Consider the following 25662-nt stretch of genomic DNA (forward strand, 5'->3'; position numbering starts at 1 on the left):
TCGTACGTCAAGTTGGAGGGAGGGACGGACAATGGGTCTGCTGCCCGTCCCGCCCCTCGGTCGCACGGCCATTCCGATGGCGTACAAAGTGCGTCCGCCCGGTTGCTTAACCCTTTCGTACCACCCATAGACTGAACCTCCAGCAGGTGGTTACACGCTCGAAAGGCGCCCTCGTGTCCATCGGCAACTCCCCCGAAGACGACCGGCCTTCACCCCCTTCGACCGTTTCCGACGCTTCCGTCCCCTCGGACGCGGAGGCGGAGGACCGCCCCTCGATCGGCCGTGCGCTCCAGCAGGCACGGATCGACGCGGGCCTGACCGTGGAAGAGGTCAGCACCTCCACGCGCGTGCGCATCCCGATCGTGCACGCCATCGAGGAGGACGACTTCTCGCGGTGCGGCGGTCACGTGTACGCCCGAGGGCACATCCGCACGCTCGCCCGCGCCGTCGGGCTCGATCCCGTACGACTCGTGGAGCAGTACGACGCGGAGCACGGCGGCCGCCCGTCGCCCACGCCCGCGGCGCCGCTCTTCGAGGCGGAGCGCATCCGTCCGGAGCGCCGGCGTCCGAACTGGACCGCGGCCATGGTCGCCGCCATCGTCGCCGTGATCGGCTTCGTCGGCTTCACCATGGTCAACGGCAACGACGGCCACTCCCGCGGCACCCAGGTGGCCGAGGGTCCGGCCCCCGGGCAGAAGGTCAGCCCGAAGCCGCAGCCGCCGAAGCCGGCGGTTCCGCCGCCCGCGCCGTCCGAGAGCGCGATCGCGGCCGCCCCGAAGGACAAGGTGACGGTCAAGCTCACCGCGACCGACGACAAGAGCTGGATCTCCGCGAAGGCGAGCGACGGCAAGCTGCTCTTCGACGGGCTCCTCCTGAAGGGCGACTCCAAGACCTTCCAGGACGACGAGAAGATCGACCTCATCCTGGGCAACGCCGGGGCGATCGAGCTCTTCGTGAACGGGAAGGAGGTCGAGGACCGGTTCGAGACCGGGCAGGTCGAGCGGCTGTCGTACACGAAGGGCGACCCCCAGGTCGGGTGACCCGGGGACGGTGACCCCCGGATCCGGTGGCCGGGGGGACGCGGGACCCGGGGACGCGGGGCCCGGGCACGGGCGGGTGACCCCTGAGCGGCGGGGGCATGGCTGGGACGAAGTAGTCTTGAGTCCATGCCCGAACGCCGTACCGTCGCCCTTGTCACTCTTGGCTGCGCCCGTAACGAGGTGGACTCGGAGGAGCTCGCAGGCCGCTTGGCAGCGGACGGCTGGGAGCTCGTCGAGGACGCCGCCGACGCGGACGTCGCGGTCGTCAACACGTGTGGGTTCGTCGAGGCCGCCAAGAAGGACTCCGTCGACGCCCTGCTGGAAGCCAACGATCTGAAGGACCACGGCAGGACCCAGGCCGTCGTCGCGGTCGGCTGCATGGCCGAGCGGTACGGCAAGGAGCTCGCCGAGGCGCTGCCCGAGGCCGACGGCGTGCTCGGCTTCGACGACTACGCCGACATCTCCGGGCGCCTCCAGACCATCCTGAGCGGTGGCAGCGTCGAGGCCCACACCCCGCGCGACCGGCGCAAGCTGCTGCCGCTGTCCCCGGTGGAGCGCCAGCGGGCCGCCGCCGACGTGGCCCTGCCCGGCCACGGCGCCGCGGAGGCCCCCGCAGCCGCCCCCGAGGACCTGCCCGAGGGCGTCGCGCCCGCGTCCGGGCCGCGCGCCCCGCTGCGCCGCCGCCTCGACTCCAGCCCCGTCGCCTCGGTGAAGCTCGCCTCCGGCTGCGACCGGCGCTGCTCGTTCTGCGCCATCCCGTCCTTCCGCGGCTCCTTCGTCTCGCGGCGGCCGAGCGACGTGCTCGGCGAGACCCGCTGGCTGGCGGAGCAGGGCGTGAAGGAGATCATGCTGGTCTCCGAGAACAACACCTCGTACGGCAAGGACCTCGGCGACATCCGCCTCCTGGAGACCCTGCTGCCGGAGCTGGCGGCGGTCGACGGGATCGAGCGCGTACGCGTCAGCTACCTGCAGCCCGCCGAGATGCGGCCCGGGCTCATCGACGTGCTGACCTCGACCGAGAAGGTCGCCCCGTACTTCGACCTGTCCTTCCAGCACTCGGCGCCGGGCGTGCTGCGCGCCATGCGGCGCTTCGGCGACACCGACCGGTTCCTGGAGCTGCTGGACACCATCCGCTCCAAGGCGCCGCAGGCCGGCGTGCGCTCGAACTTCATCGTGGGCTTCCCCGGCGAGACCGAGGAGGACTTCGCGGAGCTGGAACGCTTCCTCACGCACGCCCGCCTCGACGCCATCGGCGTCTTCGGCTACTCCGACGAGGACGGCACCGAGGCCGCCACGTACGAGGACAAGCTCGACCAGGACGTCGTCGACGAGCGGCTCGCCCATCTGTCGCGGCTCGCGGAGGAGCTCACCGCGCAGCGCGCGGAGGAGCGGATCGGCGAGACCATGGAGGTACTGGTCGAGTCGGTCGACACCTCCCCGGACGGTGACGGTGCCGTGGGGCGGGGGCCGCACCAGGCGCCGGAGACGGACGGCCAGGTCGTCTTCACGACGGCCGAGGGGCTCGTGCCCGGCCGTATGGTCACGGCCAAGGTCGTGGGCACGGAGGGCGTCGACCTGATCGCCGAGTGTCTTTTCGAGGAGGCGGGCAGATGACCGGAGTCCCGGCATCCGCCGCGGGCGGTACGGGCAGGCCGACGCCGCCCGGCGGCAAGCTGGGCGCTGCGGCCGTCAACCAGGCCAGCCTCTGGAACATCGCGAACATCCTCACCATGGTGCGGCTGGTCCTCGTACCGGCGTTCGTGGTGCTGATGCTCCAGGACGGCGGGTACGACCCCGCCTGGCGCGCCTGGGCGTGGGCGGCGTTCGCCGTCGCCATGATCACCGACATCTTCGACGGCCATCTGGCCCGGGCGTACAACCTCGTCACCGACTTCGGGAAGATCGCGGACCCGATCGCCGACAAGGCGATCATGGCGGCCGGTCTGCTGTGCCTGTCGGCGCTGGATGACCTGCCGTGGTGGGTGACCGGGGTCATCCTCTTCCGCGAGCTGGGCATCACGCTGATGCGCTTCTGGGTGATCCGGCACGGCGTCATTCCGGCCAGCCGCGGCGGCAAGATGAAGACGCTGGCGCAGGGCACCGCGGTCGGGATGTACGTGCTCATGCTGACCGGGCCGCTGGCCACGCTGCGGTGGTGGGTGATGGCGCTGGCCGTCGTCCTGACCGTGGTGACCGGCCTCGACTACGTGCGGCAGGCGGTGGTGCTGCGGCGCCGCGGCCTCGCGGCGGAGCGGGCCGCGGCCCGCCAGGCGGCGGCCGGGGCGGCGGCTTCGGGAGCGGGGGCGGCACCGGAAGCGGCTTCCGGGACGGCTTCCGGGACGTCTTCGGGAGCAGGGACGGAGAGCGGATCGGAGCCGGGGCGATGAGGCCGGCCGTGATGTCGTCGGGTTCGGGTGCGGGTGCCGTCGCGACCTCGGCAGGTCTCGCCGACGGTCCCGTCGCGACGTGGGCGGCTCCGGACGCGCCCGCCGCCGCGACGCGGGTGCTGGCGCTGCTTGCGCAGCGTCACCAGACCCTCGCTGTGGCCGAGTCCCTCACCGGGGGCCTGGTGGCCGCGGAGCTCACCTCCGTACCGGGCGCCTCACGCTCTTTCCGCGGGTCCGTCACGGCGTACGCGACGGCGCTGAAGCAGGAGCTGCTGGGCGTCGACGGCGCCCTTCTGGCGGAGCGCGGCGCGGTCGATCCGGACGTGGCACTGCAGATGGCGAGGGGTGTACGGGCCCGGCTGGGTGCCGTCTGGGGGATCGCGACGACGGGGGTCGCGGGGCCCGAGCCGCAGGACGGGCAGCCGGTCGGAACGGTGTTCGTGGCGGTTTGCGGACCGCCCGACGGGCCACTCGGAGCGGGGAAAGTCGTCGCCCTGAGATTGAACGGCGACCGTGCGGAAATCCGTAGAGAGAGTGTACGGAGCGTGCTGGAGCTGCTCGCGAACGAACTCTCGGAAAATGCGCGGGCACAGGATACGGAACAGAACGGGGGGAATTGATGTTTGCAGCCCTGAGTGAACACGACATCGCTCCCCGCACGGCCGCAGCGCGAGGCGGTACGGTGGGGCGTGAAGGATGCGGCTACGCGGTCCGAGGAGGGAGCCACCGATGATTCTGCTCCGTCGCCTGCTGGGTGACGTGCTGCGTCGGCAGCGCCAACGCCAGGGCCGTACTCTGCGCGAAGTCTCCTCGTCCGCCCGAGTCTCGCTCGGCTATCTCTCCGAGGTGGAGCGGGGGCAGAAGGAGGCTTCCTCCGAGCTGCTCTCCGCGATTTGCGACGCGCTTGACGTACGGATGTCCGAGCTCATGCGAGAGGTGAGCGACGAGCTCTCGCTGGCGGAGCTGGCGGAATCGGCAGCGGCGAGTGAGCCGGTGCCGGCACCAGTACGCCCCATGCTCAACTCTGTGTCCGTGACGTCGGTGGCGGGCGTGCCGACCGAGCGGGTGACCATCAAGGCGCCCGCAGAGGCGGTGGACGTCGTCGCCGCCTGAGCGCGAGCACGAGCGCGTCACGGCGGGCTCGCGTCGAGTGAGCTTGTGCCGAGCGAGCTTGTGAGCGCCGGTTTTGAGCTGAGCCCCGGTCGGGTACCCGAGTGCCGACCGGGGCTTTCGTTTACCCCGAATGCCCGTTTTAGGTCGTATGTGTCATCGTGGACAGGCGTGTGCGCGCACGGCCGCACGCCGGAACGGAGGATTCGGAATGACTGTCGTGAAGAGCTCTCTGCCCGACGCCGACCTCAAGGTGGTCGGCGAGGCGCTGCAAGGGACGCTGGTGGACGTGGTGGACCTGTCCCTGGTGGCGAAGCAGGTGCACTGGAACGTGGTCGGACCGCGCTTCCGCTCCGTTCACCTCCAGCTCGACGAGGTCGTGGCCACCGCGCGCCAGCACGCCGACGTCGTCGCGGAGCGCGCGTCGGCGCTGGGTGTGAACCCGGACGGGCGAGCCTCGACAGTCTCGTCGAGCAGCGCGATCGGGAACGTACCGACCGGGTGGATCAAGGACGACGACGCCGTCCGGATCATGGTCGACGCGCTCGTCGCCGTGGTCGGGCGGATGCGGGAGCGGATCGCCGCGACCGACGAGCCCGACCCGGTCACGCAGGACCTGCTGATCGCGCTCACCGCGGACCTCGAGAAGCACGCCTGGATGTTCCAGGCCGAGAGCCGCCAGGCGGACAGTGTGTGAGCGGCGCGGAGCCGGATTACGCGCGGGTGGCGGTACGGCGTCGGCGGCGGAGCGCGAGGAGCGCGTAGGGGCGGCCGGGTGCGCGCTGGAGGTGTGCACCGGTACGCCCTGCCGCCGCTTGACCGGCCGGTCTAGCGTCGACCGGAGGAGGCGGCCATGGTACGGCGACGGGGCCTGCGACCGGCGCCTGCGCGCACGGTGCCCGAACGGACGGCGGGCGCGCGGATGCTGACGGCCGGACGGGTGGCGCTGGCGCTGGTGCTGGGCGGGCTGTGGTGCTGGGCGGTGCTGCGGCTGGCCCTGGCGCCGGGTCAGGCGGGAGTCGTGGAAGGCTTCGTGGCGGCCGGTGGCTGGGGGATCAGTCTCCTGCCGGTGCACGCCGCCGCCGCGCCGCCGCCGCGCCGCCGGTCGGCGCGCAGGGTCTTCCTGGCCACCAGGGCGGTACGGCGGGGGACGAACCCCTCGAACACCTGACAGCCGACGAGGCGTCAACCGGCCACGGCCGCCTCGGGGCCGGGGCCCTTCTGGCAACCGGGGCACCAGTACGAGATCCGGTCGTGCCGGTCGTCCCAGCGGATCGGGGTTCCGCAGCGGTAACAGGGCTGGTGCTTGCGGCCGTAGACGTACAGCTTCTGGTCGGGGCGGGAGCTCGGCGTGGTGCGGCGCTCGAAGCGCTCCTTGTTGTCCTCCAGGAGGCGGTGGGCGGTCGCGACGAGCCTCTCGGGCACGCCGGCCGGCAGGTCCCCGACGGGCAGCCAGGGGGTGACGCGGGCGAGGAAGGCGAGCTCGCACTTGAAGACATTGCCGATGCCCGCCAGGTTGCGCTGGTCCAGCAGCGCCTCGCCGAGGGGGCGTGCGGGGTCGGCGCACACGCGGCGCACGGCTTCCTCGAAGTCCCAGTCCGGACCGAGGAGATCGGGGCCGAGGTGGCCTACGACGGAGTGCTCGTCGCTGGTGCGGATCAGGTCCAGGACGGGCAGGCGGTAGCCGACGGCGGTGTGGGCGGTGGTGGCGAGGATGGCCCGGATCTGGTGCGCGGGGCCGCCGCGCCAGCGTTCGTCGGGCGCGTAGACGTGCCACGCGCCGTCCATGCGGAGGTGGGAGTGGAGGGTCAGGCCGCCCTCGATGCGGGTGAGCAGGTGCTTGCCGCGCGGAGTGACGTCCAGGACCTCCCGGCCGGTGAGGTCGGCGGTGGCGAGCCGAGGGACACGGAGGTCGGAGCGCGTCAGGAGCCTGCCCGCGAGGGCGGTGTGCAGGCGACGGGCGGTCAGCCAGACGGTGTCTCCTTCGGGCATGCCTCCATGATGGGGCAGCGGGCGGACACGACCTAGGCGCGCAGCCGCAGGCCCCGGGGAGTGGCGTGGAAACCGGCCGTCTCGAGGGCGCGGGACAGGGGCGAGGTCAGGGCCGCCGCGCCGTTGATCCGCTCCACGGTGACGGTGCCCAGGGAGCCGGCTCGGGCTGCCTCGGCCAGCGCCTCGGCCGCCGCTCGGAGGACCGGGTCCTCGGGGTCCGTGGGCCAGGACAGCAGGGTCTTGCCGCCGCGCTCCATGTAGAGCGCGAGCTCGCCGTCGACGAGCACCACGAGGGAGCCCGCCTTGCGGCCCGGCTTGTGCCCGGCGCCCGTGGGGGGCTCGGGCCAGGACAGGGCGGCGCCGTACGCGTTGGCCGGGTCGGCCGCGGCGAGGACCACCGCGCGCGGGGTGGCGCCCGGCTCGGCACGGTCGCGCGCGTTCGCCGCCGCGCGCAGGCGGTCGACCGCGCCGTCCATCGCGAACTGGGCGGCGCCCAGGCCCTCGACGACATAGCCCCGGCGTGCCTGCCCGCTGTCCTCGAACGCCGACAGGACGCGGTACGTCGCCGAGAAGCCGCCCTCCACGCCCTCGGCGGTCACGGCGCCGCGCGTGACCACGCCGTGCCGGTCCAGCAGGGTGCGGGCCAGGGCGTGGGCGCGATGCGTGGGGTCCGGTTCGGCGGGCGGAAGCAGGGACCAGCGGCCGCTCACGGTCGGCGGGCCGGAGCGGGAGGCGGGGCGGCCGGTGGGACGCGCGGCCGCCGTGAGGGTGCCGTACCGGCCGCGCGGGACCGTGCGCTTGGCGCGGTGGGCGGTCGCGCCGGCCGTACGCCCCGAGCCCAGCAGGGCGCGCAGCGGCGCGAGGGTGTCGTTGGTGAGCCGGCCGGACCAGGCCAGGTCCCACAGGGCGTCGGCGAGCTGGGGGTCGGTGGCGTCGGGGTGAGTGGTGGCGCGGACCTGGTCGGCGATCTGGCGGAAGAACAGTCCGTAGCCGCCCGAGAGCGCCGCGAGGACCGACTCGTGGAGGGCGGTGAGCTCCAGGGGGTGGGGTGGGGGCAGGAGGAGCGGCGCGGCGTCGGCGAGGTAGAGCGAGACCCAGCCGTCCTTGCCGGGCAGCGCCCCGGCCCCGGCCCACAGCACCTCGCCCGTGGTGGTGAGCTCGTCGAGAAGGGTGGGGGAGTAGGTGGCCACGCGGGACGGGAGGATCAGCTTCTCGAGCGCGGAGGCGGGGACGGGCGCGCCCTGCAGCTGCTCGATGGCGCGCGCCAGTCCGTCGATGCCGCGCAGGCCGCCGCCGCCGAGGTGCTGCCACTGGGGCAGGAAGGTGGCGAGGGCGGCCGGCGGGACCGGCTCCAGCTCGTGGCGCAGGGCGGCCAGGGAGCGGCGGCGCAGCCGGCGCAGAACGGCGGCGTCGCACCACTCCTGGCCGATGCCGGAGGGGTGGAACTCGCCCTGGACGACGCGACCGCTCGCGGCCAGGCGGTGCAGGGCGCCGTCGGTGACGGCGGTGCCCAGACCGAAGCGGGCGGCGGCCTGCGAGGACGTGAACGGGCCGTGGGTGCGCGCGTACCGCGCGAGCAGGTCGCCGAGCGGGTCCTTCACCGGCTCGGTGAACGCCTCCGGGACGCCGACCGGCAGCGCGGTGCCCAGGGCGTCGCGCAGCCGGCCCGCGTCCTCGACGGCCGCCCAGTGGTCGGCTCCGGCGATCCGGACGCGGATCACCCGGCGCGTCCTGGCGAGGTCCCGCGCCCATTCCGGGTCGGCGCCGCGCTCGGCCAGCTCGGCGTCGGTGAGGGGGCCGAGGACGCGCAGGGCGTCGGCGGCGCCCTCCACGTCCTTGACGCGGCGGTCCTCGACGAGCCACTGCAGCTCGCGCTCCAACTCGGTCAGGACATCCGCGTCGAGCAGCTCCCGCAGCTCCGCCTGGCCCAGCAGCTCGGCCAGCAGCCGCGAGTCCAGGGACAGGGCGGCCGCCCGCCGCTCGGCGAGCGGGGAGTCACCCTCGTACAGGAACTGGGCCACGTACCCGAAGAGCAGCGAGCGGGCGAAGGGGGACGGTTCGGGGGTGGTGACCTCGACCAGGCGGACGCGGCGGGACTCGATGTCGCCCATCAGCTCCTGGAGGCCCGGCACGTCGAAGACGTCCTGGAGGCACTCGCGGACGGCCTCCAGCACGATCGGGAAGGAGCCGAACTCGCTCGCCACCTGGAGCAGCTGGGCCGCGCGCTGGCGCTGCTGCCACAGGGGGGTGCGCTTCCCGGGGGTGCGGCGCGGCAGCAGCAGGGCGCGGGCCGCGCACTCGCGGAACCGGGAGGCGAAGAGGGCGGAGCCGCCCACCTGGTCGGTGACGATCTGGTCGACGTCGCCCTTGTCGAAGACGACGTCGGAGGCGCCGACCGGAGCCTGCTCGCTGTCGTACTCCGGGCCGGGCGCGGCGGCAGGGTCGGGGTCGAGCAGGTCCAGGCCCATCAGGTCGGCGTCGGGCAGCCGCAGGACGATGCCGTCGTCCGCGTGCATCACCTGGGCGTCCATGCCGTACCGCTCGGAGAGGCGGGCGCCGAGCGCCAGGGCCCAGGGGGCGTGCACCTGGGCGCCGAACGGCGAGTGGACCACCACCCGCCAGTCGCCCAGCTCGTCGCGGAACCGCTCCACCAGGATGGTGCGGTCGTCCGGGACATGGCCGCAGGCGCGGCGCTGCTCGTCCAGGTACGCCAGGAGGTTGTCCGCCGCCCACGCGTCCAGGCCGGCCGCCACCAGGCGCAGCCGGGCGTCGTCCGGCTCCAGCGAGCCGACCTCGCGGAGGAACGCTCCCACCGCGCGGCCCAGCTCCAGGGGCCGGCCGAGCTGGTCGCCCTTCCAGAACGGCAGCCGTCCCGGGACGCCCGGTGCGGGGGAGACCAGCACCCGGTCGCGGGTGATGTCCTCGATCCGCCAGGAGGAGGTGCCGAGCGTGAACACGTCGCCGACGCGCGACTCGTACACCATCTCCTCGTCGAGCTCGCCGACCCGGCCGCCGCCCTTCTTCGGGTCGGCACCCGCCAGGAACACCCCGAACAGGCCCCGGTCCGGGATCGTGCCGCCCGAGGTGACAGCGAGGCGCTGGGCCCCCGGCCGGCCCGTGATGGTGCCGGCGATCCGGTCCCAGACCACGCGCGGGCGCAGCTCGGCGAACGCGTCGGAGGGATAGCGTCCGGCGAGCATGTCCAGGACGGCGGTGAACGCCGACTCCGGGAGGGACGCGAAGGGCGCCGCCCGCCGCACCACCGCGAGCAGGTCGTCGAACTGCCAGGTGTCCAGGGCGACCATGGCGACCAGCTGCTGGGCCAGCACGTCCAGCGGGTTGGACGGGATGCGCATCGACTCGATGGACCCGCTGCGCATCCGCTCGGTGACCACGGCCGCCTGCACCAGGTCGCCGCGGTACTTCGGGAAGACGACACCGGTGGACACCGCGCCCACCTGGTGACCGGCCCGGCCGACGCGCTGGAGCCCGGAGGCGACGGACGGCGGCGACTCGACCTGCACGACCAGGTCCACCGCGCCCATGTCGATGCCCAGCTCCAGGCTGGAGGTGGCGACCACGGCGGGCAGCCGGCCCGCCTTGAGGTCCTCCTCGACCAGGGCACGCTGCTCCTTGGAGACCGACCCGTGGTGCGCCCGGGCGAGCAGCGGCGGGGCGCCCTTCGCCGCGCCCGACTGGGCCATCAGCTCGGCCGGCGACTGGTCCTCGGGGAGGGCCTCTCCGGTGGCGCGCTCGTAGGCGATCTCGTTGAGCCGGTTGCACAGGCGCTCGGCCAGCCGCCGCGAGTTGGCGAAGACGATCGTCGAGCGGTGCGCCTGTACGAGGTCGGCGATCCGCTCCTCGACGTGCGGCCAGATCGACGGCCGCTCGGCCTGGTCGGTGTCCGTGGCGGGGGAGCCCCCGAGCTCGCCGAGGTCCTCGACCGGGACGACGACGGAGAGGTCGAACTCCTTGCCGGAAGGCGGCTGGACGATCTCCACCTTCCGCTGCGGGGAGAGATAGCGGGCCACCTCGTCCACCGGGCGCACCGTCGCCGACAGGCCGATACGGCGCGCCGGGCGCGGCAGCAGCTCGTCCAGCCGCTCCAGGGACACGGTCAGGTGCGCGCCCCGCTTCGTACCGGCGACGGCGTGGACCTCGTCGAGGATCACCGTCTCGACGCCGGACAGGGCGTCCCGCGTGGCGGAGGTGAGCATCAGGAACAGCGACTCGGGCGTGGTGATCAGGATGTCCGGCGGCCGGGTGGCCAGCGAGCGCCGCTCGGCGGCCGGGGTGTCACCGGAGCGGATGCCGACGCGCACCTCCGGCTCGGGCAGCCCCAGGCGCACCGCCTCCTGGCGGATGCCGGTCAGCGGACTGCGCAGATTGCGCTCGACGTCGACGGCGAGCGCCTTCAGCGGCGACACGTACAGCACCCGGCAGCGCTTCTTCGCGTCCGCGGGCGGCGGGGTGGCGGTGAGCCGGTCCAGCGCGGCGAGGAACGCGGCCAGGGTCTTGCCCGATCCGGTCGGCGCCACCACCAGCACGTCCGAGCCCGCGCCGATCGCCCGCCAGGCACCCTCCTGCGCGGCGGTGGGCGCGCTGAAGGCCCCCGTGAACCAGGCGCGGGTCGCGGGGGAGAAGGAGTCGAGCGCAGTCCTGGCCATGTCCCCCATCGTGCACCCCGCCACTGACAATGCGGCCCGACGGCGATGCCGGCCGCCCGTGCGCGCCATGGACGCGCAGGTCGGAGGCGTGCGACGGGGCGCAGAATGGAGTCATGGCGAGTGAGCGGAACGGGGAGCGGCGCGGCGGGGAGCGGACCGGCGGCCGGGACGGCGAGTGGGCCAGGCACTGGACCTACCCCGGCGTGCCAGGGCTCGACCTCCTCCGGGCGCGCTACGTACGCCACTCCTTCGCGCGCCACAGCCACGAGGGATTCGTCCTCGGCGCGGTCCGCCGCGGGATCGAGGACGTGGTCATGCCGGAGGGCACGATCCGCGCCCGCCCCGGCACCGTCGTCATGATCAACCCGGAGGTGCCGCACTCCGCGCACGCCGGCGCCCCCGAAGGCTGGTCGTACGCGACCCTCTACCCGTCGTCCGCCCTGGTGGCCGGGATCGCGGCGGAGGAGACCACGCTGCGCGGCACGCCCGGCTTCGCCGAGACCATCGTCGAGGACGAGGACACCGCCCGGCTCGTCCGCGCCGTGCACCGGGCGGCCGAGGAGGGCAACGCGTTGGCCGCCGACAGCCTCCTGCGCGTCGCCGTTGCCCGGCTGCTGCGCCGCCACGGCCAGACGCTGCCCGACCGCGCGCCGCGCGCGGCCGGGGCCCGCACGGCGTCCCTGGCCAGGGAGCTCCTCCAGGAGCGGATGGCGGAGCCGCCCTCCCTGGAGCAGCTCGCACGCGAACTGGGCACCAGCCCGTTCGCCCTGCTGCGGGCCTTCAAGGCCACCTACGGCATGCCGCCGCACACCTGGCTCACCAACGCGCGCGTACGCGCCGCCCGCCGCCTCCTGGAGGCCGGCACCGCGCCCGCGGCCGCGGCCGTCGCGGTCGGCTTCACCGACCAGCCGCACCTGAACCGGCACTTCACCCGCGTCGTCGGCGTACCGCCGGGCGCCTACCAGCGGGAACGCGCAAGAACGTACAAGACCGGGGACGGCGCCCGCCCGTAGCGTCCCCGGCGTGGCAGAACAGACAGCACTCAGCACAGACCTCGGAGACCCCGGACAGCCGATAGTCGCGCCGTCCGGGCCTTCCGCGCCGCCCGGGCCGTCCGGGAGTTCCGAGCCGTCCGCGCCGCCCGTGGGCAAGCCCGACAGCGCCGTCGTCCGCGACGCCCTCGGCGTCGGGCTGGCCGTCGGCCTCTCCGGCTTCGCCTTCGGCGTGACCTCGGCCGGCGCGGGGCTGAGCCTCCTCCAGACCTGCGCGCTCAGCCTCCTGGTCTTCACCGGCGCCTCGCAGTTCGCGCTCGTGGGAGCGCTCGCGGCCGGCGGGAACCCCTTCACCGCGGCGGCCGGGGCCTTCTTCCTCGGAACCCGCAACGCCTTCTACGGCCTGCGCCTGTCCCAGCTGCTCGCCCTGCCCCGCCTCGTACGCCCGCTCGGGGCCCACTGGGTCATCGACGAGACCGCCGCCGTCTCCCTCGCCCAGCCCACGCGCCGCGCCGCGCGGATCGGTTTCACCGTCACCGGGCTCACCCTGTACGTGCTGTGGAACCTCACCACGTTCCTCGGCGCCCTGGGAGCCGAGGCCATCGGCGACACCAACGCCCTGGGGCTGGACGCCGCCGGACCGGCCGTCTTCCTCGCCCTGCTCGCCCCCATGCTCCGTACGGCCACCGAGCGGGCCGTCGCCGGCCTCGCCGTCGTGCTCGGGCTCGCGTCCCTGCCGCTGCTGCCCGCCGGGGTGCCGGTGCTCGTCGCGGCGCTCGCGGCACCGGCCGTGCTGTGGTTCCGGGGACGCCGGGCCATCGGTGACGGACGCAACGGTGACGGACGGCAGGGGGCGGAGCGTTGAGCGTCTGGATCGCCATCGGCCTGACCGCCGCCGGCTGCTACCTGCTGAAGCTGACCGGCCTCCTCGTCCCTGCCGCGACCCTGGAGAAGCCGCTCGTCCAGCGGCTGTCGGCGCTGCTGCCCGTCGCCCTGCTGGCGGCCCTGACCGCGCAGCAGACCTTCAGCGCGGGCGGCTCCCTGGTCGTCGACGCGCGCGGTGCGGGCCTCGCGGCGGCGGCGCTCGCCCTGGTCCTGCGCGCGCCCTTCCTGGTGGTGGTCGCCGCCGCGGTCGTGGTGACGGCGGTGGTACGGGCCATGGGCGGCTGACCCGGGCCTCCGTACAGCAACCGCGGCCGACCGGTTCAGCCGATCCGGCGGCCGTACGCCCGTAGCGTACGCAGCGCCTCGATCGTCACGATCGGACGCCACTCCAGTGCCGTTCCCGGCGCCCACTGGCGCCAGCGGATCGGCCAGCCCCCGTCCTCCCGCTGCTCGGCGGCGAGGTGGTCCAGCGAGCGGGCCATCTCCTCGTCCGTGAACCAGCGCCGGGCCAGGGAGTCCGGCACGCGCGCGTAGTCGTGCGGGAAGTGGTGCTCGCCGGGCGCGTACCCGGGCGGGACCGGGAAGTCCTCGACGCGCGCCGGGTCGAGCACCGCGAGCCGCTGCTCCCGCACCGACCGGCCCAGCCGGTCCGCCGCGGCCTCCGCCCTGGCCCGGTCCGGGACGCCGTCCAGGAACGCGACCGCGGCCTGGATCTCGTACGGGTGCGACTTCTCCAGGCCCTCGACGGCGGCCCAGCAGAAGTCCGTGGCGCGGAACAGCCACGCGTGCCACACCTGATTGCGGTGGAGCAGGCCCACCACGGGGCCGGTGGCCAGCAGATCGCTGGGCGGGTCGTCGACGACCGGCAGGAACGGCGCGATCGGGTAGCCGCGCACCGAGGGGTGCAGCGCGGGCAGCGCGCCGTCCCGCGTGGACACCCCCGTCAGGTAGCGGCACGCGCGCTCCACGCGCATCCCGCCGCAGCGGCCGATGGAGTCCAGCACCCGCAGCGCGTGCGCCGTGTGCAGCGGCTGGCTGACGGGGCCGCGCAGATCCGGCTCCAGCGCGTGCCCGTAACCACCGTCCTCGTTGAGGTACGCGGTGAGGGCGGCCTCGACCGCGTCGGCGCCGCCGCCGAGGAAGTGGTACGCGAAGCGCCGCTGTTCGAGCACGCGGGCCGTCAGCCAGACGAAGTGCTCGGCGCGCGCGAGGGGAGTTCCAGCCATGTACCGACGGTAGGGCGGAAAGGGCTTTCGGCAAGCCGCACGGACAGGGCTGCACTCTCAGGAGCGGGATACTGGGTTCATGCGGTTGACGATTTTCTGGGAGCGTATGGCGGACCACTTCGGTTCCGCGTACGCCGAGTCCTTCGCACGGGACCATGTGATGTCCGAGCTCGGCGGCCGTACGGTGCACGAGGCGCTGCGGGCCGGCTGGGAGGCGAAGGACGTGTGGCGGGCGGTGTGCGAGGCGGTGGGCGTCCCCGCGGACAAGCGCTGACGCGCGGCGGTTCGCCGCCCGTGGATGGCCGGAGGGGTGCCGGGGCAGAAGCCGGTTGTCCGAGCCGTACGCGAGACTTGCCCCGTGGCCCCGACTGACGAGAACGAGACGACGACCACCGTGCCCCCGACCGGGAAGGCGCCCGCCGCGCCCCCGGCCGGTGGCCGTATGCCCCGCTGGCTGCCGCGTGCGATGGTGCTCGCCCTGGCCCTCTACGCCTGCTTCCAGCTCGGCAACTGGGCCTTCCACCAGCTCATCGGCCTGCTGATCAACATCCTGATCGCCTTCTTCCTGGCGCTGGCCGTCGAGCCGGCGGTCGGGCGGATGGCGGCCCGCGGCATGCGCCGCGGTCTCGCCACCTTCCTGGTGTTCTTCGCGGTCATGGTCGTCGCCGTCGGCTTCGTCGTGCTCCTCGGCTCCATGCTGGCGGGGCAGATCATCGAGATCGTCGAGGACTTCCCCCGGTATCTGGACTCGCTGATCAACTGGATCAACCACACCTTCCAGACCGAGCTGTCCCGGGTCGAGGTCCAGGACAGCCTGTTGCGCTCCGACTGGCTGCGCAAGTACGTCCAGAACAGCGCCAGCGGTGTGCTGGACGTCTCCGCGACCGTGCTCGGCGGGCTGTTCAAGCTGCTGACGATCTTCCTCTTCTCGTTCTACTTCGCGGCCGACGGGCCCCGGCTGCGCCGGGCCCTGTGCTCCGTGCTCCCGCCGGCCAAGCAGGCCGAGGTGCTGCGCGCCTGGGAGATCGCCGTCGACAAGACCGGCGGCTATCTGTACTCGCGCGGCCTGATGGCCCTGATCTCGGGCCTGGCGCACTACGTCCTGCTGGAGTTCCTGAGCGTGCCGTACGCGCCCGCGCTCGCGGTGTGGGTGGGCCTGGTGTCGCAGTTCCTCCCGACCATCGGCACGTACCTGGCGGGCGCCCTGCCGATGCTGATCGCCTTCACCGAGAACCCCTGGTACGCGCTGTGGGTGCTGGTGTTCGTGGTGGTGTACCAGCAGTTCGAGAACTACGTGCTGCAGCCGAAGCTCACCGCCAAGTCCGTCGACATCCACCCGGCCGTGGCCTTCGGGTCGGTCGTCGCCGGTACGGCGCTGCTGGGCGCGGTCGGGGCGCTCATCGCGATCCCGGCGGTCGCCACCCTCCAGGCGTTCCTCGGCGCTTACGTGAAGCGGTACGACGTGACCGAGGACCCGCGCGTCCACGGTCACCGGCGCCACGGCGAGATGGTCCTGGCCCGGGTGCAGCGGGCGCTGCGCGCCAAGAGGGACCAGGCCGACCAGGCCGGCGACGAGGCCTCGCCCCACCTCCCCGGCCAGGCTCCGCCGCGCGACGGGGCCTGAGCCGGGTCCGGCGCGGCGCGCTTGACACTAAAATCGAACATCCATTCTTATGGGGTTCCGGCCCGGAATTCCGGGGGGTACGTGAGTCTGTTCACGGAGTTGTCCACAGAGTTATCCACAGGCCGGAGGGGCGGCGGGGCCCATTGTCAGTGGCAGGGGTTAGCGTCTTTGACGTGAAGCGATCGACACAAGCAAACCGGGTGGAACCCATGGCAGGTACCGACCGCGAGAAGGCGCTCGACGCCGCGCTCGCACAGATTGAACGGCAATTCGGCAAGGGCGCAGTGATGCGCATGGGCGAGCGGTCGAGGGAGCCCATCGAGGTCATCCCGACCGGCTCGACCGCGCTCGACGTCGCGCTCGGCGTCGGCGGCCTGCCGCGCGGCCGTGTGGTGGAGATCTACGGCCCCGAGTCCTCCGGTAAGACGACCCTGACCCTGCACGCCGTGGCCAACGCGCAGAAGGCCGGCGGCCAGGTCGCGTTCGTCGACGCGGAGCACGCCCTCGACCCCGAGTACGCCAGGAAGCTCGGCGTCGACATCGACAACCTCATCCTGTCCCAGCCCGACAACGGCGAGCAGGCCCTGGAGATCGTGGACATGCTCGTCCGCTCCGGCGCGCTCGACCTGATCGTCATCGACTCGGTCGCGGCGCTCGTCCCGCGCGCCGAGATCGAGGGCGAGATGGGCGACTCGCACGTCGGTCTCCAGGCCCGTCTGATGAGCCAGGCGCTCCGGAAGATCACCAGTGCGCTCAACCAGTCCAAGACCACGGCGATCTTCATCAACCAGCTCCGCGAGAAGATCGGTGTGATGTTCGGCTCGCCGGAGACCACGACCGGTGGCCGCGCGCTGAAGTTCTACGCCTCGGTGCGCATCGACATCCGCCGCATCGAGACCCTCAAGGACGGCACGGAGGCGGTCGGCAACCGCACCCGCTGCAAGGTCGTGAAGAACAAGGTCGCGCCGCCCTTCAAGCAGGCCGAGTTCGACATCCTCTACGGCCAGGGCATCAGCCGCGAGGGCGGCCTGATCGACATGGGCGTGGAGCACGGCTTCGTCCGCAAGGCGGGCGCCTGGTACACGTACGAGGGCGACCAGCTGGGCCAGGGCAAGGAGAACGCCCGGAACTTCCTGAAGGACAACCCCGACCTCGCCAACGAGATCGAGAAGAAGATCAAGGAGAAGCTGGGCGTCGGCGTCCGCCCGGAGACCCCGGCGACCGAGCCGGGCGCGGACGCGGCGGGTGACGCGGCCGCCACGGACGACGCCGCGAAGTCGGTGCCCGCACCGGCGGCGAAGGCCACCAAGGCGACCAAGGCCCCGGCGGCCAAGGCGTAGCCCATGGCCCGCCGCACCGAATGGCCGGGCGACAGCACCGACTCGTCGAGGGCCGAGCAGGAGCTGTCGCCCCAGGATCCGGCTGAGCGGGCGCGGGCGATCTGCCTGCGCCTGCTCACCGGGACCCCGCGCACGCGCAAGCAGCTCGCGGACGCCCTGCGCAAACGCGAGATCCCGGACGAGGTCGCCGAGGAGGTCCTCTCCCGCTTCGAGGACGTCGGCCTCATCGACGACGCCGCCTTCGCGGACGCGTGGGTGGAGTCCCGGCACCACGGCCGGGGCCTGGCCCGCCGCGCCCTCGCCCGGGAGCTGCGCACCAAGGGGGTGGACGCCGAGCTGATCGACGAGGCCGTCGGCCAGCTCGACGCCGAGCAGGAGGAGGCCACGGCCCGCGAGCTCGTGGCGCGCAAGCTCCGCGCCACCCGCGGCCTCGACCGCGACCGCCGCCTGCGCCGCCTCGCGGGCATGCTCGCCCGCAAGGGCTACTCCGAGGGCTTGGCCCTGCGCGTGGTCCGCCAGGCCCTGGAGGAGGAGGGCGAGGACACGGACGACCTGCCGTTCGACCCCAGCTGACCGGTCACGGCGCGGCCGACGCCCACGGCTCCGCCGACCGGACCGGCCCCGCCGCCTCGGCCTGCCCCGCCGCCTCGACCGGCAGGCCCTCCGCCCGCCACGCCTGGAAGCCGCCGATCAGGTCCGTCGCGCGGTGGAGGCCCAGCTGCTGCAGGGACGCGGCCGCCAGCGAAGAGGCGTAGCCCTCGTTGCACACGACCACGATCCGCAGGTCGTGGCTCACCGCCTGCGGTGCGCGGTGACTGCCCCGCGGGTCCAGCCGCCACTCCAGTTCGTTGCGCTCCATGACCAGCGCCCCGGGAATCAGCCCGTCGCGCTCGCGCAGTGCCGCGTACCGGATGTCCACCAGCAGCACGTCACCCGCCTCGGCCGCCGCGAACGCCGCGCGCGGCGTGACCCGGGGCGCCACCCGTTCCAGCCCGGCCCGCACCCGTTCCAGCAGTTCGTCGATGCCCACCGGCGCCGACCCCGTGCCCGTGCCCGTACTCACTGCCAGTCCTCCGGACGCTCGACCTGCTCCAGCCGCAGCACCGCGCCGGTCCGGCTGAACCGGCGGATCAGCGGCAGCGGCGGATAGTACGCGTGCACCGAGACGGCGTGCTCGGTGGCCGACTCGTTCAGCACCTCGTGCACATGGTGCCGTCCGAAGGCCCGCCCGCGCCCCGCCGGCAGCACCCGTCGGCGGTCGACGTCCTCCGCCAGCTCCAGCGACCGCCAGCCGCCCGCGGGCAGCCGTACGGAGAGCGACTGCTCCCTGAGCTCGCCGCGCGCGGTGGCGAACGCGCCGATCGACTCGGCGTGGTCGTGCCACCCCGTACCGGAGCCCGGCGGCCACCCGATGAGCCACGCCTCACTGCCGCCCGGGCCGTCCAGCCGCACCCAGGTGCGGCCCTCCGGATCGAGCGGAAGGGAAGCGATCAGCGCGGTGTCGGCGGCGGTACGGCGGGCGAAGTCGAGCAGCTCGGCGGCGTTCGGCGCCGCGGGGTCGGCGGTGCGGCCGACCGGGCGTGCGGAGACATGCGGGGAGGGGACATGCGGGGAGAAGACATGCTGGGACACGGGAAACCGTCCTGGAAGTCGCGAAGACGCGCACGCGCGGGAGGGAAACACCGGCGTACGCAGGGGGAAGAGGCGAGTTCAGCAGGACGGACGACACACGCAGCCCGCGTAGCGGAGCAGGTCCATATGGACCCTCCGCCACAGGCGTACCACGGTGCCGTTCATGATCCGGAGTACACCATGGACGCCCGTGACGGTCAATCGACCGTCAACCGCGGCTGAACGCCGCGTCCGCGTCCGCGGCCGTCCGGTCGCGCCGTACCGCTCCCGGGGCGCCGCCCCGTACCGCGTCGGCCGCCTCACGCAGCTCCTCCGGCCGCACCCCGGCGAACGCCGCCGCCAGATGCCCGTCGGGCCGCACCAGCAGCACGGTGTGCGCGGCGGCCCCCGGATACGCCTCCGTGACCAGCAGCTCGCCGGCGACCGGCAGCGCCTCCACCGCCGCCGCGAGCCGGGGCATCACCCCCGCGGTCATCCAGTGCCGCCGGTCCCACACGCCCGTCCCGGGCGCGACCAGCACCACCAGCAGGCGGCCCCGCCCCAGCCGGTCGCGCAGCCGCCCGGTCGTGCCGTCCTCCGGCGCCGTCACCCGCACGTCGGCGACCGGCGCGCCCGGCGGTGTGCCCACGGCCACGTGCCCCTCGGCGTACGGAGGCGCGAGGGGGGAGTGCGGGTACGCGGGGGGCGCGCCGAGCGGCCCGTGCCCCACGTGGCCGTCCGTCAGCAGCGCGTCGTGCCCGCCGCCCCGCAGGTACGTGCGCAGCCCGCCGGCGCCCCGCAGCACCGGGAGCGACTGGTCGGCGGCCCGCAGCCGCGCCGCGACCGCGGTGCGCCGCTCGTCCTGGTAGCTGTCGAGCAGCGCCTCCGAGGCGCCGTGGTGCCAGGCCAGCGCCAGCTTCCAGGCCAGGTTGTCGACGTCCCGCAGCCCCTCGTCCAGCGCCTGCGTACCGAGCGCCCCCAGCAGATGGGCCGCGTCCCCGGCGAGGAAGGCCCGCTCCACGCGCCACCGCTTGGCGAGCCGGTGGTGCAGCGTGTAGACGCCCGTGTCGATCAGGTCGTACGCCGGGGTGCGGCCGCACCAGCCGCCCAGCGTCTCGCGGATCCGCGCGACCAGCGCGTCGGGCGTCACCAGGTCGCCGCGCGGCGGCAGCAGCCAGTCCAGCCGCCACGTGCCGCCCGGAAGCGGCCGCGCCGTCACCTCCTCGCCCGCGCCGCGCCACGGCGGCTGACGGTGCAGCAGCCCCTCGCCGGGCCAGGGCAGTTCGGTGCGCAGGGTGGCGACGGCGTGGCGCTCGACCGCCGTACGCCCGGGGAAGCGCACCCCCAGCAGCTTGCGCACGGTGGAGCGGGCTCCGTCGCAGCCGACCAGGTAACTGCCGCGCCACCAGGTCGACTCGGGCCCGCGCGTGTGCACGGTGACGCCGTCGGAGTCCTGCTCGACCGCGTCCACCCGGCTGTGCGCGACCACCCGCACCAGCCCCGGCCGCGGCAGCGCGGCAATGGCCTCCCGCAGCCCGCGCGCCAGGGCGTGCTGGGCCATGTGCAGCGGCGAGACCGGGTCGGCCTCCCCGTCCGGGGCGAACGGTTCCGCGCGCTCCGCGAAGAGCACGTGCCGCGTCTCCTGCTTGCGCCGCATCGACCGCCAACCGCTCCAGCGGGCCCCCTCGTCCCGTACGGTCGTGCACCCGAGGCGCTCCACGAACCCCGCCGTGTCCGGGCGCAGCACGGCGGTCCTGGCCGCGCGCGGTTCGTCCGCGCCGGGGCCCTCGTCCAGTACGACGGAGGGGACGCCCCGCGCCGCCAGCGCGAGGGACAGCGCGAGCCCGACCGGGCCCGCGCCGACCACGATCACCGGGTCCACGGCGTGACTCCAGGACCATCGACCCCACGAGCACCGGGAACAGCACACACATCGGAAAGGGCGGGACAAGCGGCCGGAGCCGGGCGCGAGGTGATCACACAACGTATGCAACCCACTGCCGGTGCTTGCGTCAAGCGACGAGGGCAGCGACGCGAACGCCACTGCCCTCACAAGCCATACGGTCCAGCGCTACGACGAGCCGGTCCCGCCGGCGCTATCGCCCCCACCCGGAGGCATCCCCATGATGACCGTGCTGCCGCCCGCCTGACCGGCCTCCGCGCTGAGCACGGTGGCGGACGCCGGCTCGGCGGCCGAGGCCATCCCGATGCCGGTCTTGGCACGGCGCCCGCGCTTCTCGATCCAGGTGGCCAGCGCCGACAGCGCCAGGCACATCGCCACGTAGATCGCGCCGACGACCACGATCGTCGAGACGTACGGGTACTGCCCGTTGACCTGCGTGTTCGAGGCGATCAGCCGCGCCGAGTTGAGCAGCTCGGGGTAGAGGATGATGAAGCCGAGCGAGGTGTCCTTGAGCGTGACCACCAGCTGGCTGATGATCGTCGGCAGCATGGAGCGGACGGCCTGCGGCATCAGCACCGTGGTCATGACCTGCGTCTTGCTCATGCCGAGCGCGTACGCGGCCTCACGCTGGCCCTTCGGTACGGCGTTGATGCCGGCGCGCAGCACCTCGGCCTGGACACAGCCGTTGTAGATCGACAGACCGATCGCCAGCGCCCACATCGAGTAGTCGGTCAGGAAGCCGACCCACACGGCGTAGATCGTGATCAGCAGCGGGATGGAGCGGAACAGCTCGATGAAACCGGTCGCCAGCCACCGGACCGGCTTGTGGTCGGAGAGCCGGCCGACCGCCAGGACCACCCCGAGCAGCAGCGAGCCGACCGCCGCGATGCCGAACGCCTTCAGGGTCGCGACGATGCCGTCGAGGATGTTCTGCCGGATGCCCGTGTAGTTGAAGATGTCCCACATCTCATAGGCGAGATGCCCCTTCTCGCTCAGCCGTACGACGCTGACGGCGATCAGCGCGAGGATGGCGAGCGAGCCGACGACGGCGTAGACGCGGTTGCGGACGACGGCCTTGGGACCGGGCGCGTCGTAGAGAACGCTGGCGCTCATCGGGCGACTCCCATGCGGCTCTCCAGCAGGCGGAAGATGCCGCTGATGGTGAAGGTGATGACCAGGTAGCCCAGGGCGACCCAGAGGAAGATGGGCGCGATGTCGTAACCCTGCTCGCTCATGAGCTTCTGCCAGCCGAAGAGGTCGGCGACGCTGAAGGCGCCGGCGATGGCCGAGTTCTTGGTGAGCGCGATGAAGATGGAGCTCAGCGGCGGCAGCACGGTCCGGGTGGCCTGCGGCAGCACGATCATGCGGAGGGTCTGGCTGAACGTCATGCCGAGCGAGCGGGCGGCCTCGGCCTGCCCGACGGGCACGGTGCTGATGCCCGACCGCACGGCCTCGCAGATGAAGGCGGACGTGTAGAAGCCGAGCGCGAGCGCGCCCAGGAGGAAGGGGCTCATGCCCGGGAAGAGGATCTCCGGGACGACGAAGAAGGAGACCAGGAAGAGCAGCGTCAGCGGCGTGTTGCGCAGCAGGGTGACCCAGAGGGTGCCGAAGAAGCGCAGCGGCGGGACGGGCGAGACCCGGAAGCCGGCGATGACGATGCCGAGGACCAGCGCGATGACCGAGCTGACGAGGGTGATCGACACGGTTCCTATGAAGCCGTCACGGAAATCCGGGAAATAGTCCAGCAGTACGTTCATGAGGTCTCCGCGTCGGCGGTCAGCGGCTTACGGGCAACGGTCTTGGGTGACTTGGGTGACTTGGGTGACTTGGGTGACTTGGGCGGCTCGGGTGAGCAAGGGCTGTAGCGCCCCGCACGCGCGGCGTACGGGGCGCTACAGCAGGCACAGCCGGAGCTGTGGTGATCAGTAGCGGACGATCGCCGGCGGCTCGGTGTAGGCGGAGCCGGACAGGCCGAGGGTCGCCTCGTAGATCTTCTTGTACGTGCCGTCCTTGACGCGGTTCTCCAGCGACTTGTTGATCGCCTCGCGCAGGACCTTGTCGTCCTTGTTGAGGCCCACGCCGTACGGCTCCTCGGTGAACGGCTTGCCGATGACCTTCAGCTTGGCCGGGTTCTGCGCGGCGTAGCCCTTGAGGATCGCGTCGTCCGTCGTCAGGGCGTCGACCTGCTTGGTGAGCAGCTGCTGGACGCAGTCCGAGTACTTGGCGAGCTCGGTGGCCTGGGCGCCGTACTGCGGCTTCTTGATCTCCTGCAGCGGGGTGGAGCCCTTGATGGAGCAGACCTTCTTGCCCTTGACGGTGTCCGGGCCGGTGATCGAGGTCTCGTCCTTGCGCACGAGGAGGTCGGCGCCGGCCTTGTAGTACGGACCCGCGAAGCCGACCAGCGCCTTGCGCTTGTCGTTGATCGTGTACGTACCGACGTAGTAGTCGACCTGGCCCTTGGAGATCGCGGTCTCGCGGGTGCTGGAGTCGACGGTCTTCCACTCGATCTGGTTCTCGGTGAAGCCCAGGTCGGCGGCGATCATCTTGGCGATCTCGATGTCGAAGCCGGAACGCTGCTTGGTCGCCTGGTCCTCGAAGCCGAGGTACGGCTGGTCGGCCTTGGAGCCGATGATCAGCTTGCCGCGCTCCTTGGCCGCCTTGAAGGTGGGCGAGTCGAGGTTCACGTCCGTGGCGACGATGTACTTCGGCAGGGCCGGCGCGTTCGACGCGCCCGGCTGCACACCGCTCGGCTTGTCGCCGGCGGAGCCCCCCTTGCCGCCGCAGGCGGTCGCGGTCAGCGCGAGCACAGCGACGGCCACGGCCGCCGTCTTGCGGAGCTTCATGGTGAACATCCCTTGAGTCGTGGTTCGTTGGTCGCCAGGCGTCGTACGAAGATCCTGGCCATCAGTGATCCTGGCCATCAGTGATCCTGGCCATCAGTGATCGTGGCCATCAGTGATCCCGGCCGTCAGTGGCGCCGGCCGTCGGTGGCCCCGGCCATCAGTGGTGGAGGATCTTCGACAGGAAGTCCTTGGCCCGGTCGCTGCGCGGACTGCTGAAGAACTGCTCGGGCGACGCCTCCTCGACGATCCGGCCGTCCGCCATGAAGACGACGCGGTTGGCGGCCGAGCGCGCGAACCCCATCTCGTGGGTGACGACCACCATCGTCATCCCGTCGCGCGCCAGCTGCTGCATCACCTCGAGGACCTCGTTGATCATCTCGGGGTCGAGCGCCGAGGTCGGCTCGTCGAAGAGCATGACCTTCGGGTCCATGGCCAACGCCCGGGCGATCGCCACGCGTTGCTGCTGCCCGCCGGAGAGCTGTGCCGGGTACTTGTCGGCCTGCGAGCCGACGCCCACGCGGTCGAGCAGGGTCCGGGCCTTCTCCTCCGCCACGCGCTTGTCCGCCTTGCGGACCTTGACCTGGCCCAGCATGACGTTCTCCAGCACGGTCTTGTGCGCGAAGAGGTTGAACGACTGGAAGACCATGCCGACGTCCGCGCGGAGCCGGGCGAGCTCCTTGCCCTCCTGGGGCAGCGGCTTGCCGTCGATGGTGATCGTGCCGGAGTCGATCGTCTCCAGGCGGTTGATGGTGCGGCACAGCGTGGACTTCCCGGACCCGGACGGTCCGATGACGACCACGACCTCGCCACGGGCGATGGTCAGGTCGATGTCCTGGAGCACATGCAGCGCGCCGAAGTGCTTGTTGACGTTGCTCAGCACGACCAGGTCGCTCGCCGTCGGTGCGGCATCCTCCGCGCCCTTGGTCACTGACACTCCGCTCATCGGCTTCTTGCTCCGTCCTCCTCGGTTGGGAGGACATTAAGCACGCGGTGCGACCAGCGTCATTACATCTGAGCTGAAATTGAGCATAACGATCCGGCTGCAACCGGACACCATGCGTGAACGGGCAGGCATCCTGCAGTACGGGTGGGTAACGGAAACCGCGGTGCGGCGGGAAGGCTCTTGACGGGCATGGCCGGTATCGGCGTTCATGCCCTGGTAACCCACGCGTACGCACCTTCAGGAGGGGGGCCCATGAGACTGCTGCTTGTCGAGGACGACGACCATGTCGCCGCGGCCCTCGCCGCCATCCTCAGGAAGCACGGCTTCCACGTCACGCACGCCCGCAACGGCGAGGAGGCGCTCCAGGCCGTCCTGCCCGCCGCGGCAGCCACTGGCCCCGGCACCGGGGCCCCCGCCGCGGGCAACGGCGCCGCGGGGGCCGGCACCGCACGCGGCCCCTTCGATGTCGTGCTGCTCGATCTCGGCCTGCCCGACCAGGACGGCTACCAGGTCTGCGGCAAGATCCGGAAGCTCACCACGGCCCCGGTCATCATGGTCACCGCGCGCGCCGACGTGCGCTCCCGCATCCACGGCCTGAACCTCGGCGCCGACGACTACGTCGTCAAGCCGTACGACACGGGCGAGTTGCTCGCCCGCATCCACGCCGTCAGCCGCCGTACCGCCACCACGGGCGCCGGCGCCACCGGCACCACCGGCACCGACAACGGCGCGACCGCTGCGGGCGCGAGCGGCGACGACGGCCACGGACCGCAGGGCACGGCCGGCGTCCCCGGGGAGGTCCCGCCCCTGCAGCTCGGCGCCGTCGTCATCGAGGTGCCCACCCGCCGGGTCAGCGTGGACGGCACGGTGATCCAGCTCACGCGCAAGGAGTTCGACCTCCTCGCCCTCCTCGCACAGCGCCCCGGCGTCGTCTTCCGCCGCGAGCAGATCATCAGCGAGGTGTGGCGCACCAGCTGGGAGGGGACCGGCCGCACCCTGGAGGTGCACGTGGCGTCCCTGCGCGCCAAGCTGCGGATGCCCGCCCTCATCGAGACCGTGCGCGGCGTCGGCTACCGCCTGGTCGCCCCGGCCGCGTAAC

26 protein-coding genes are annotated in these 25662 nt (G+C 72.7%); 15 read left to right on the forward strand and 11 right to left on the reverse strand.

The genetic code is table 11. From position 1 onward, the window contains the following. The first annotated feature begins 275 nt into the window (after positions 1-275). The 7 genes from ABZX67_RS09700 to ABZX67_RS09730 all read left to right on the forward strand — a co-directional run bounded on the left by ABZX67_RS09700 (position 276) and on the right by ABZX67_RS09730 (position 5708). On the forward strand, positions 276-1040 hold the full coding sequence (locus ABZX67_RS09700) for a helix-turn-helix domain-containing protein (protein WP_355356945.1): 765 nt from the start codon (positions 276-278) through the stop codon (positions 1038-1040). 126 nt (positions 1041-1166) lie between these two features. Beyond that, positions 1167-2654, forward strand: coding sequence for a 30S ribosomal protein S12 methylthiotransferase RimO (gene rimO, locus ABZX67_RS09705; RefSeq protein ID WP_355356690.1), 1488 nt, complete (start codon positions 1167-1169; stop codon positions 2652-2654). Then, entirely contained in the window at positions 2651-3427 is a 777-nt protein-coding gene (pgsA, locus tag ABZX67_RS09710) for a CDP-diacylglycerol--glycerol-3-phosphate 3-phosphatidyltransferase (protein WP_355356692.1), read from the forward strand. Before rimO ends, pgsA begins: the two co-directional genes overlap by 4 nt. 116 nt (positions 3428-3543) lie before the next feature. Then, entirely contained in the window at positions 3544-4047 is a 504-nt protein-coding gene (locus tag ABZX67_RS09715) for a CinA family protein (RefSeq protein ID WP_355356947.1), read from the forward strand. A gap of 109 nt (positions 4048-4156) precedes the next feature. After that, positions 4157-4540 carry a helix-turn-helix transcriptional regulator gene (locus tag ABZX67_RS09720; protein ID WP_019889909.1) on the forward strand — a complete coding sequence of 128 codons (384 nt, stop codon included), beginning with the start codon at positions 4157-4159 and terminating at the stop codon, positions 4538-4540. Between the two features lie 208 nt (positions 4541-4748). Beyond that, positions 4749-5234 carry a DNA starvation/stationary phase protection protein gene (locus ABZX67_RS09725; protein ID WP_355356695.1) on the forward strand — a complete coding sequence of 162 codons (486 nt, stop codon included), beginning with the start codon at positions 4749-4751 and terminating at the stop codon, positions 5232-5234. Positions 5235-5459: 225 nt separating this feature from the next. After that, positions 5460-5708 carry a hypothetical protein gene (locus tag ABZX67_RS09730; protein ID WP_355356949.1) on the forward strand — a complete coding sequence of 83 codons (249 nt, stop codon included), beginning with the start codon at positions 5460-5462 and terminating at the stop codon, positions 5706-5708. A 14-nt stretch (positions 5709-5722) separates the two neighbouring features. On the opposite strand, the gene ABZX67_RS09735 is transcribed toward ABZX67_RS09730, so the two are convergent. Together ABZX67_RS09735 and ABZX67_RS09740 are read right to left on the reverse strand one after the other, a co-directional pair. Continuing rightward, on the reverse strand, positions 5723-6529 hold the full coding sequence (locus tag ABZX67_RS09735) for a DNA-formamidopyrimidine glycosylase family protein (protein WP_355356697.1): 807 nt from the start codon (positions 6527-6529) through the stop codon (positions 5723-5725). Between the two features lie 32 nt (positions 6530-6561). After that, positions 6562-11196, reverse strand: a complete 4635-nt coding sequence (locus ABZX67_RS09740) for an ATP-dependent helicase (RefSeq protein WP_355356699.1) — start codon at positions 11194-11196, stop codon at positions 6562-6564. 113 nt (positions 11197-11309) lie between these two features. On the opposite strand from ABZX67_RS09740, the gene ABZX67_RS09745 reads away from it, so the two are divergent. The 3 genes from ABZX67_RS09745 to ABZX67_RS09755 all read left to right on the forward strand — a co-directional run bounded on the left by ABZX67_RS09745 (position 11310) and on the right by ABZX67_RS09755 (position 13358). Further along, entirely contained in the window at positions 11310-12209 is a 900-nt protein-coding gene (locus tag ABZX67_RS09745) for an AraC family transcriptional regulator (RefSeq protein WP_355356701.1), read from the forward strand. 130 nt (positions 12210-12339) lie between these two features. Then, entirely contained in the window at positions 12340-13053 is a 714-nt protein-coding gene (locus ABZX67_RS09750; RefSeq protein ID WP_355356951.1) for an AzlC family ABC transporter permease, read from the forward strand. Next, positions 13050-13358, forward strand: coding sequence for an AzlD domain-containing protein (locus ABZX67_RS09755; RefSeq protein WP_355356703.1), 309 nt, complete (start codon positions 13050-13052; stop codon positions 13356-13358). Before ABZX67_RS09750 ends, ABZX67_RS09755 begins: the two co-directional genes overlap by 4 nt. A 35-nt stretch (positions 13359-13393) precedes the next feature. Here the strand turns inward: ABZX67_RS09755 and ABZX67_RS09760 are convergent, their stop codons facing one another. After that, positions 13394-14299 carry a hypothetical protein gene (locus ABZX67_RS09760; protein WP_355356705.1) on the reverse strand — a complete coding sequence of 302 codons (906 nt, stop codon included), beginning with the start codon at positions 14297-14299 and terminating at the stop codon, positions 13394-13396. Positions 14300-14378: 79 nt separating this feature from the next. Between ABZX67_RS09760 and ABZX67_RS09765 the strand changes: the two genes are divergently transcribed. The 4 genes from ABZX67_RS09765 to recX all read left to right on the forward strand — a co-directional run bounded on the left by ABZX67_RS09765 (position 14379) and on the right by recX (position 17836). Beyond that, positions 14379-14573, forward strand: a complete 195-nt coding sequence (locus tag ABZX67_RS09765; protein ID WP_355356707.1) for a DUF3046 domain-containing protein — start codon at positions 14379-14381, stop codon at positions 14571-14573. An 84-nt stretch (positions 14574-14657) separates the two neighbouring features. Beyond that, positions 14658-15923 (forward strand): AI-2E family transporter, encoded by a 1266-nt coding sequence (locus tag ABZX67_RS09770; protein ID WP_355356709.1) that lies wholly within the window; start codon positions 14658-14660, stop codon positions 15921-15923. 209 nt (positions 15924-16132) lie between these two features. Beyond that, on the forward strand, positions 16133-17263 hold the full coding sequence (gene recA / locus ABZX67_RS09775) for a recombinase RecA (RefSeq protein WP_355356711.1): 1131 nt from the start codon (positions 16133-16135) through the stop codon (positions 17261-17263). Between the two features lie 3 nt (positions 17264-17266). Next, positions 17267-17836: a recombination regulator RecX gene (recX, locus tag ABZX67_RS09780; protein ID WP_355356713.1), complete on the forward strand. Its 570-nt coding sequence runs from the start codon at positions 17267-17269 to the stop codon at positions 17834-17836. 4 nt (positions 17837-17840) lie between these two features. Here recX and ABZX67_RS09785 read toward each other — a convergent pair whose 3' ends face one another. The 8 genes from ABZX67_RS09785 to ABZX67_RS09820 form a co-directional block, all read right to left on the reverse strand. Continuing rightward, complete coding sequence (locus ABZX67_RS09785; RefSeq protein ID WP_355356715.1) at positions 17841-18326, reverse strand: rhodanese-like domain-containing protein; 486 nt, start codon at positions 18324-18326, stop codon at positions 17841-17843. Then, the gene (locus ABZX67_RS09790; protein WP_355356717.1) at positions 18323-18895 is read right to left on the reverse strand and encodes a cysteine dioxygenase; all 573 of its coding nucleotides are present in this window, start codon (positions 18893-18895) and stop codon (positions 18323-18325) included. The genes ABZX67_RS09785 and ABZX67_RS09790 overlap by 4 nt, the downstream gene beginning before the upstream one ends. A 78-nt stretch (positions 18896-18973) precedes the next feature. After that, positions 18974-19060: a putative leader peptide gene (locus tag ABZX67_RS09795; protein WP_355356953.1), complete on the reverse strand. Its 87-nt coding sequence runs from the start codon at positions 19058-19060 to the stop codon at positions 18974-18976. 43 nt (positions 19061-19103) lie between these two features. Then, complete coding sequence (locus ABZX67_RS09800) at positions 19104-20756, reverse strand: FAD-dependent monooxygenase (RefSeq protein WP_355356719.1); 1653 nt, start codon at positions 20754-20756, stop codon at positions 19104-19106. Between the two features lie 189 nt (positions 20757-20945). Further along, positions 20946-21890 carry an amino acid ABC transporter permease gene (locus ABZX67_RS09805; RefSeq protein ID WP_355356721.1) on the reverse strand — a complete coding sequence of 315 codons (945 nt, stop codon included), beginning with the start codon at positions 21888-21890 and terminating at the stop codon, positions 20946-20948. Further along, on the reverse strand, positions 21887-22534 hold the full coding sequence (locus ABZX67_RS09810) for an amino acid ABC transporter permease (protein ID WP_355356723.1): 648 nt from the start codon (positions 22532-22534) through the stop codon (positions 21887-21889). Before ABZX67_RS09810 ends, ABZX67_RS09805 begins: the two co-directional genes overlap by 4 nt. Positions 22535-22699: 165 nt before the next feature. Beyond that, the gene (locus tag ABZX67_RS09815) at positions 22700-23620 is read right to left on the reverse strand and encodes a glutamate ABC transporter substrate-binding protein (RefSeq protein ID WP_355356725.1); all 921 of its coding nucleotides are present in this window, start codon (positions 23618-23620) and stop codon (positions 22700-22702) included. Between the two features lie 157 nt (positions 23621-23777). Further along, the gene (locus tag ABZX67_RS09820; RefSeq protein ID WP_355356727.1) at positions 23778-24563 is read right to left on the reverse strand and encodes an amino acid ABC transporter ATP-binding protein; all 786 of its coding nucleotides are present in this window, start codon (positions 24561-24563) and stop codon (positions 23778-23780) included. Positions 24564-24815: 252 nt separating this feature from the next. Between ABZX67_RS09820 and ABZX67_RS09825 the strand changes: the two genes are divergently transcribed. Continuing rightward, positions 24816-25661 carry a response regulator transcription factor gene (locus tag ABZX67_RS09825; protein ID WP_355356729.1) on the forward strand — a complete coding sequence of 282 codons (846 nt, stop codon included), beginning with the start codon at positions 24816-24818 and terminating at the stop codon, positions 25659-25661. Position 25662: the final 1 nt, after the last annotated feature.

This window comes from Streptomyces sp. NPDC003036 (genome assembly GCF_040611175.1).
Lineage (GTDB): Bacteria > Actinomycetota > Actinomycetes > Streptomycetales > Streptomycetaceae > Streptomyces.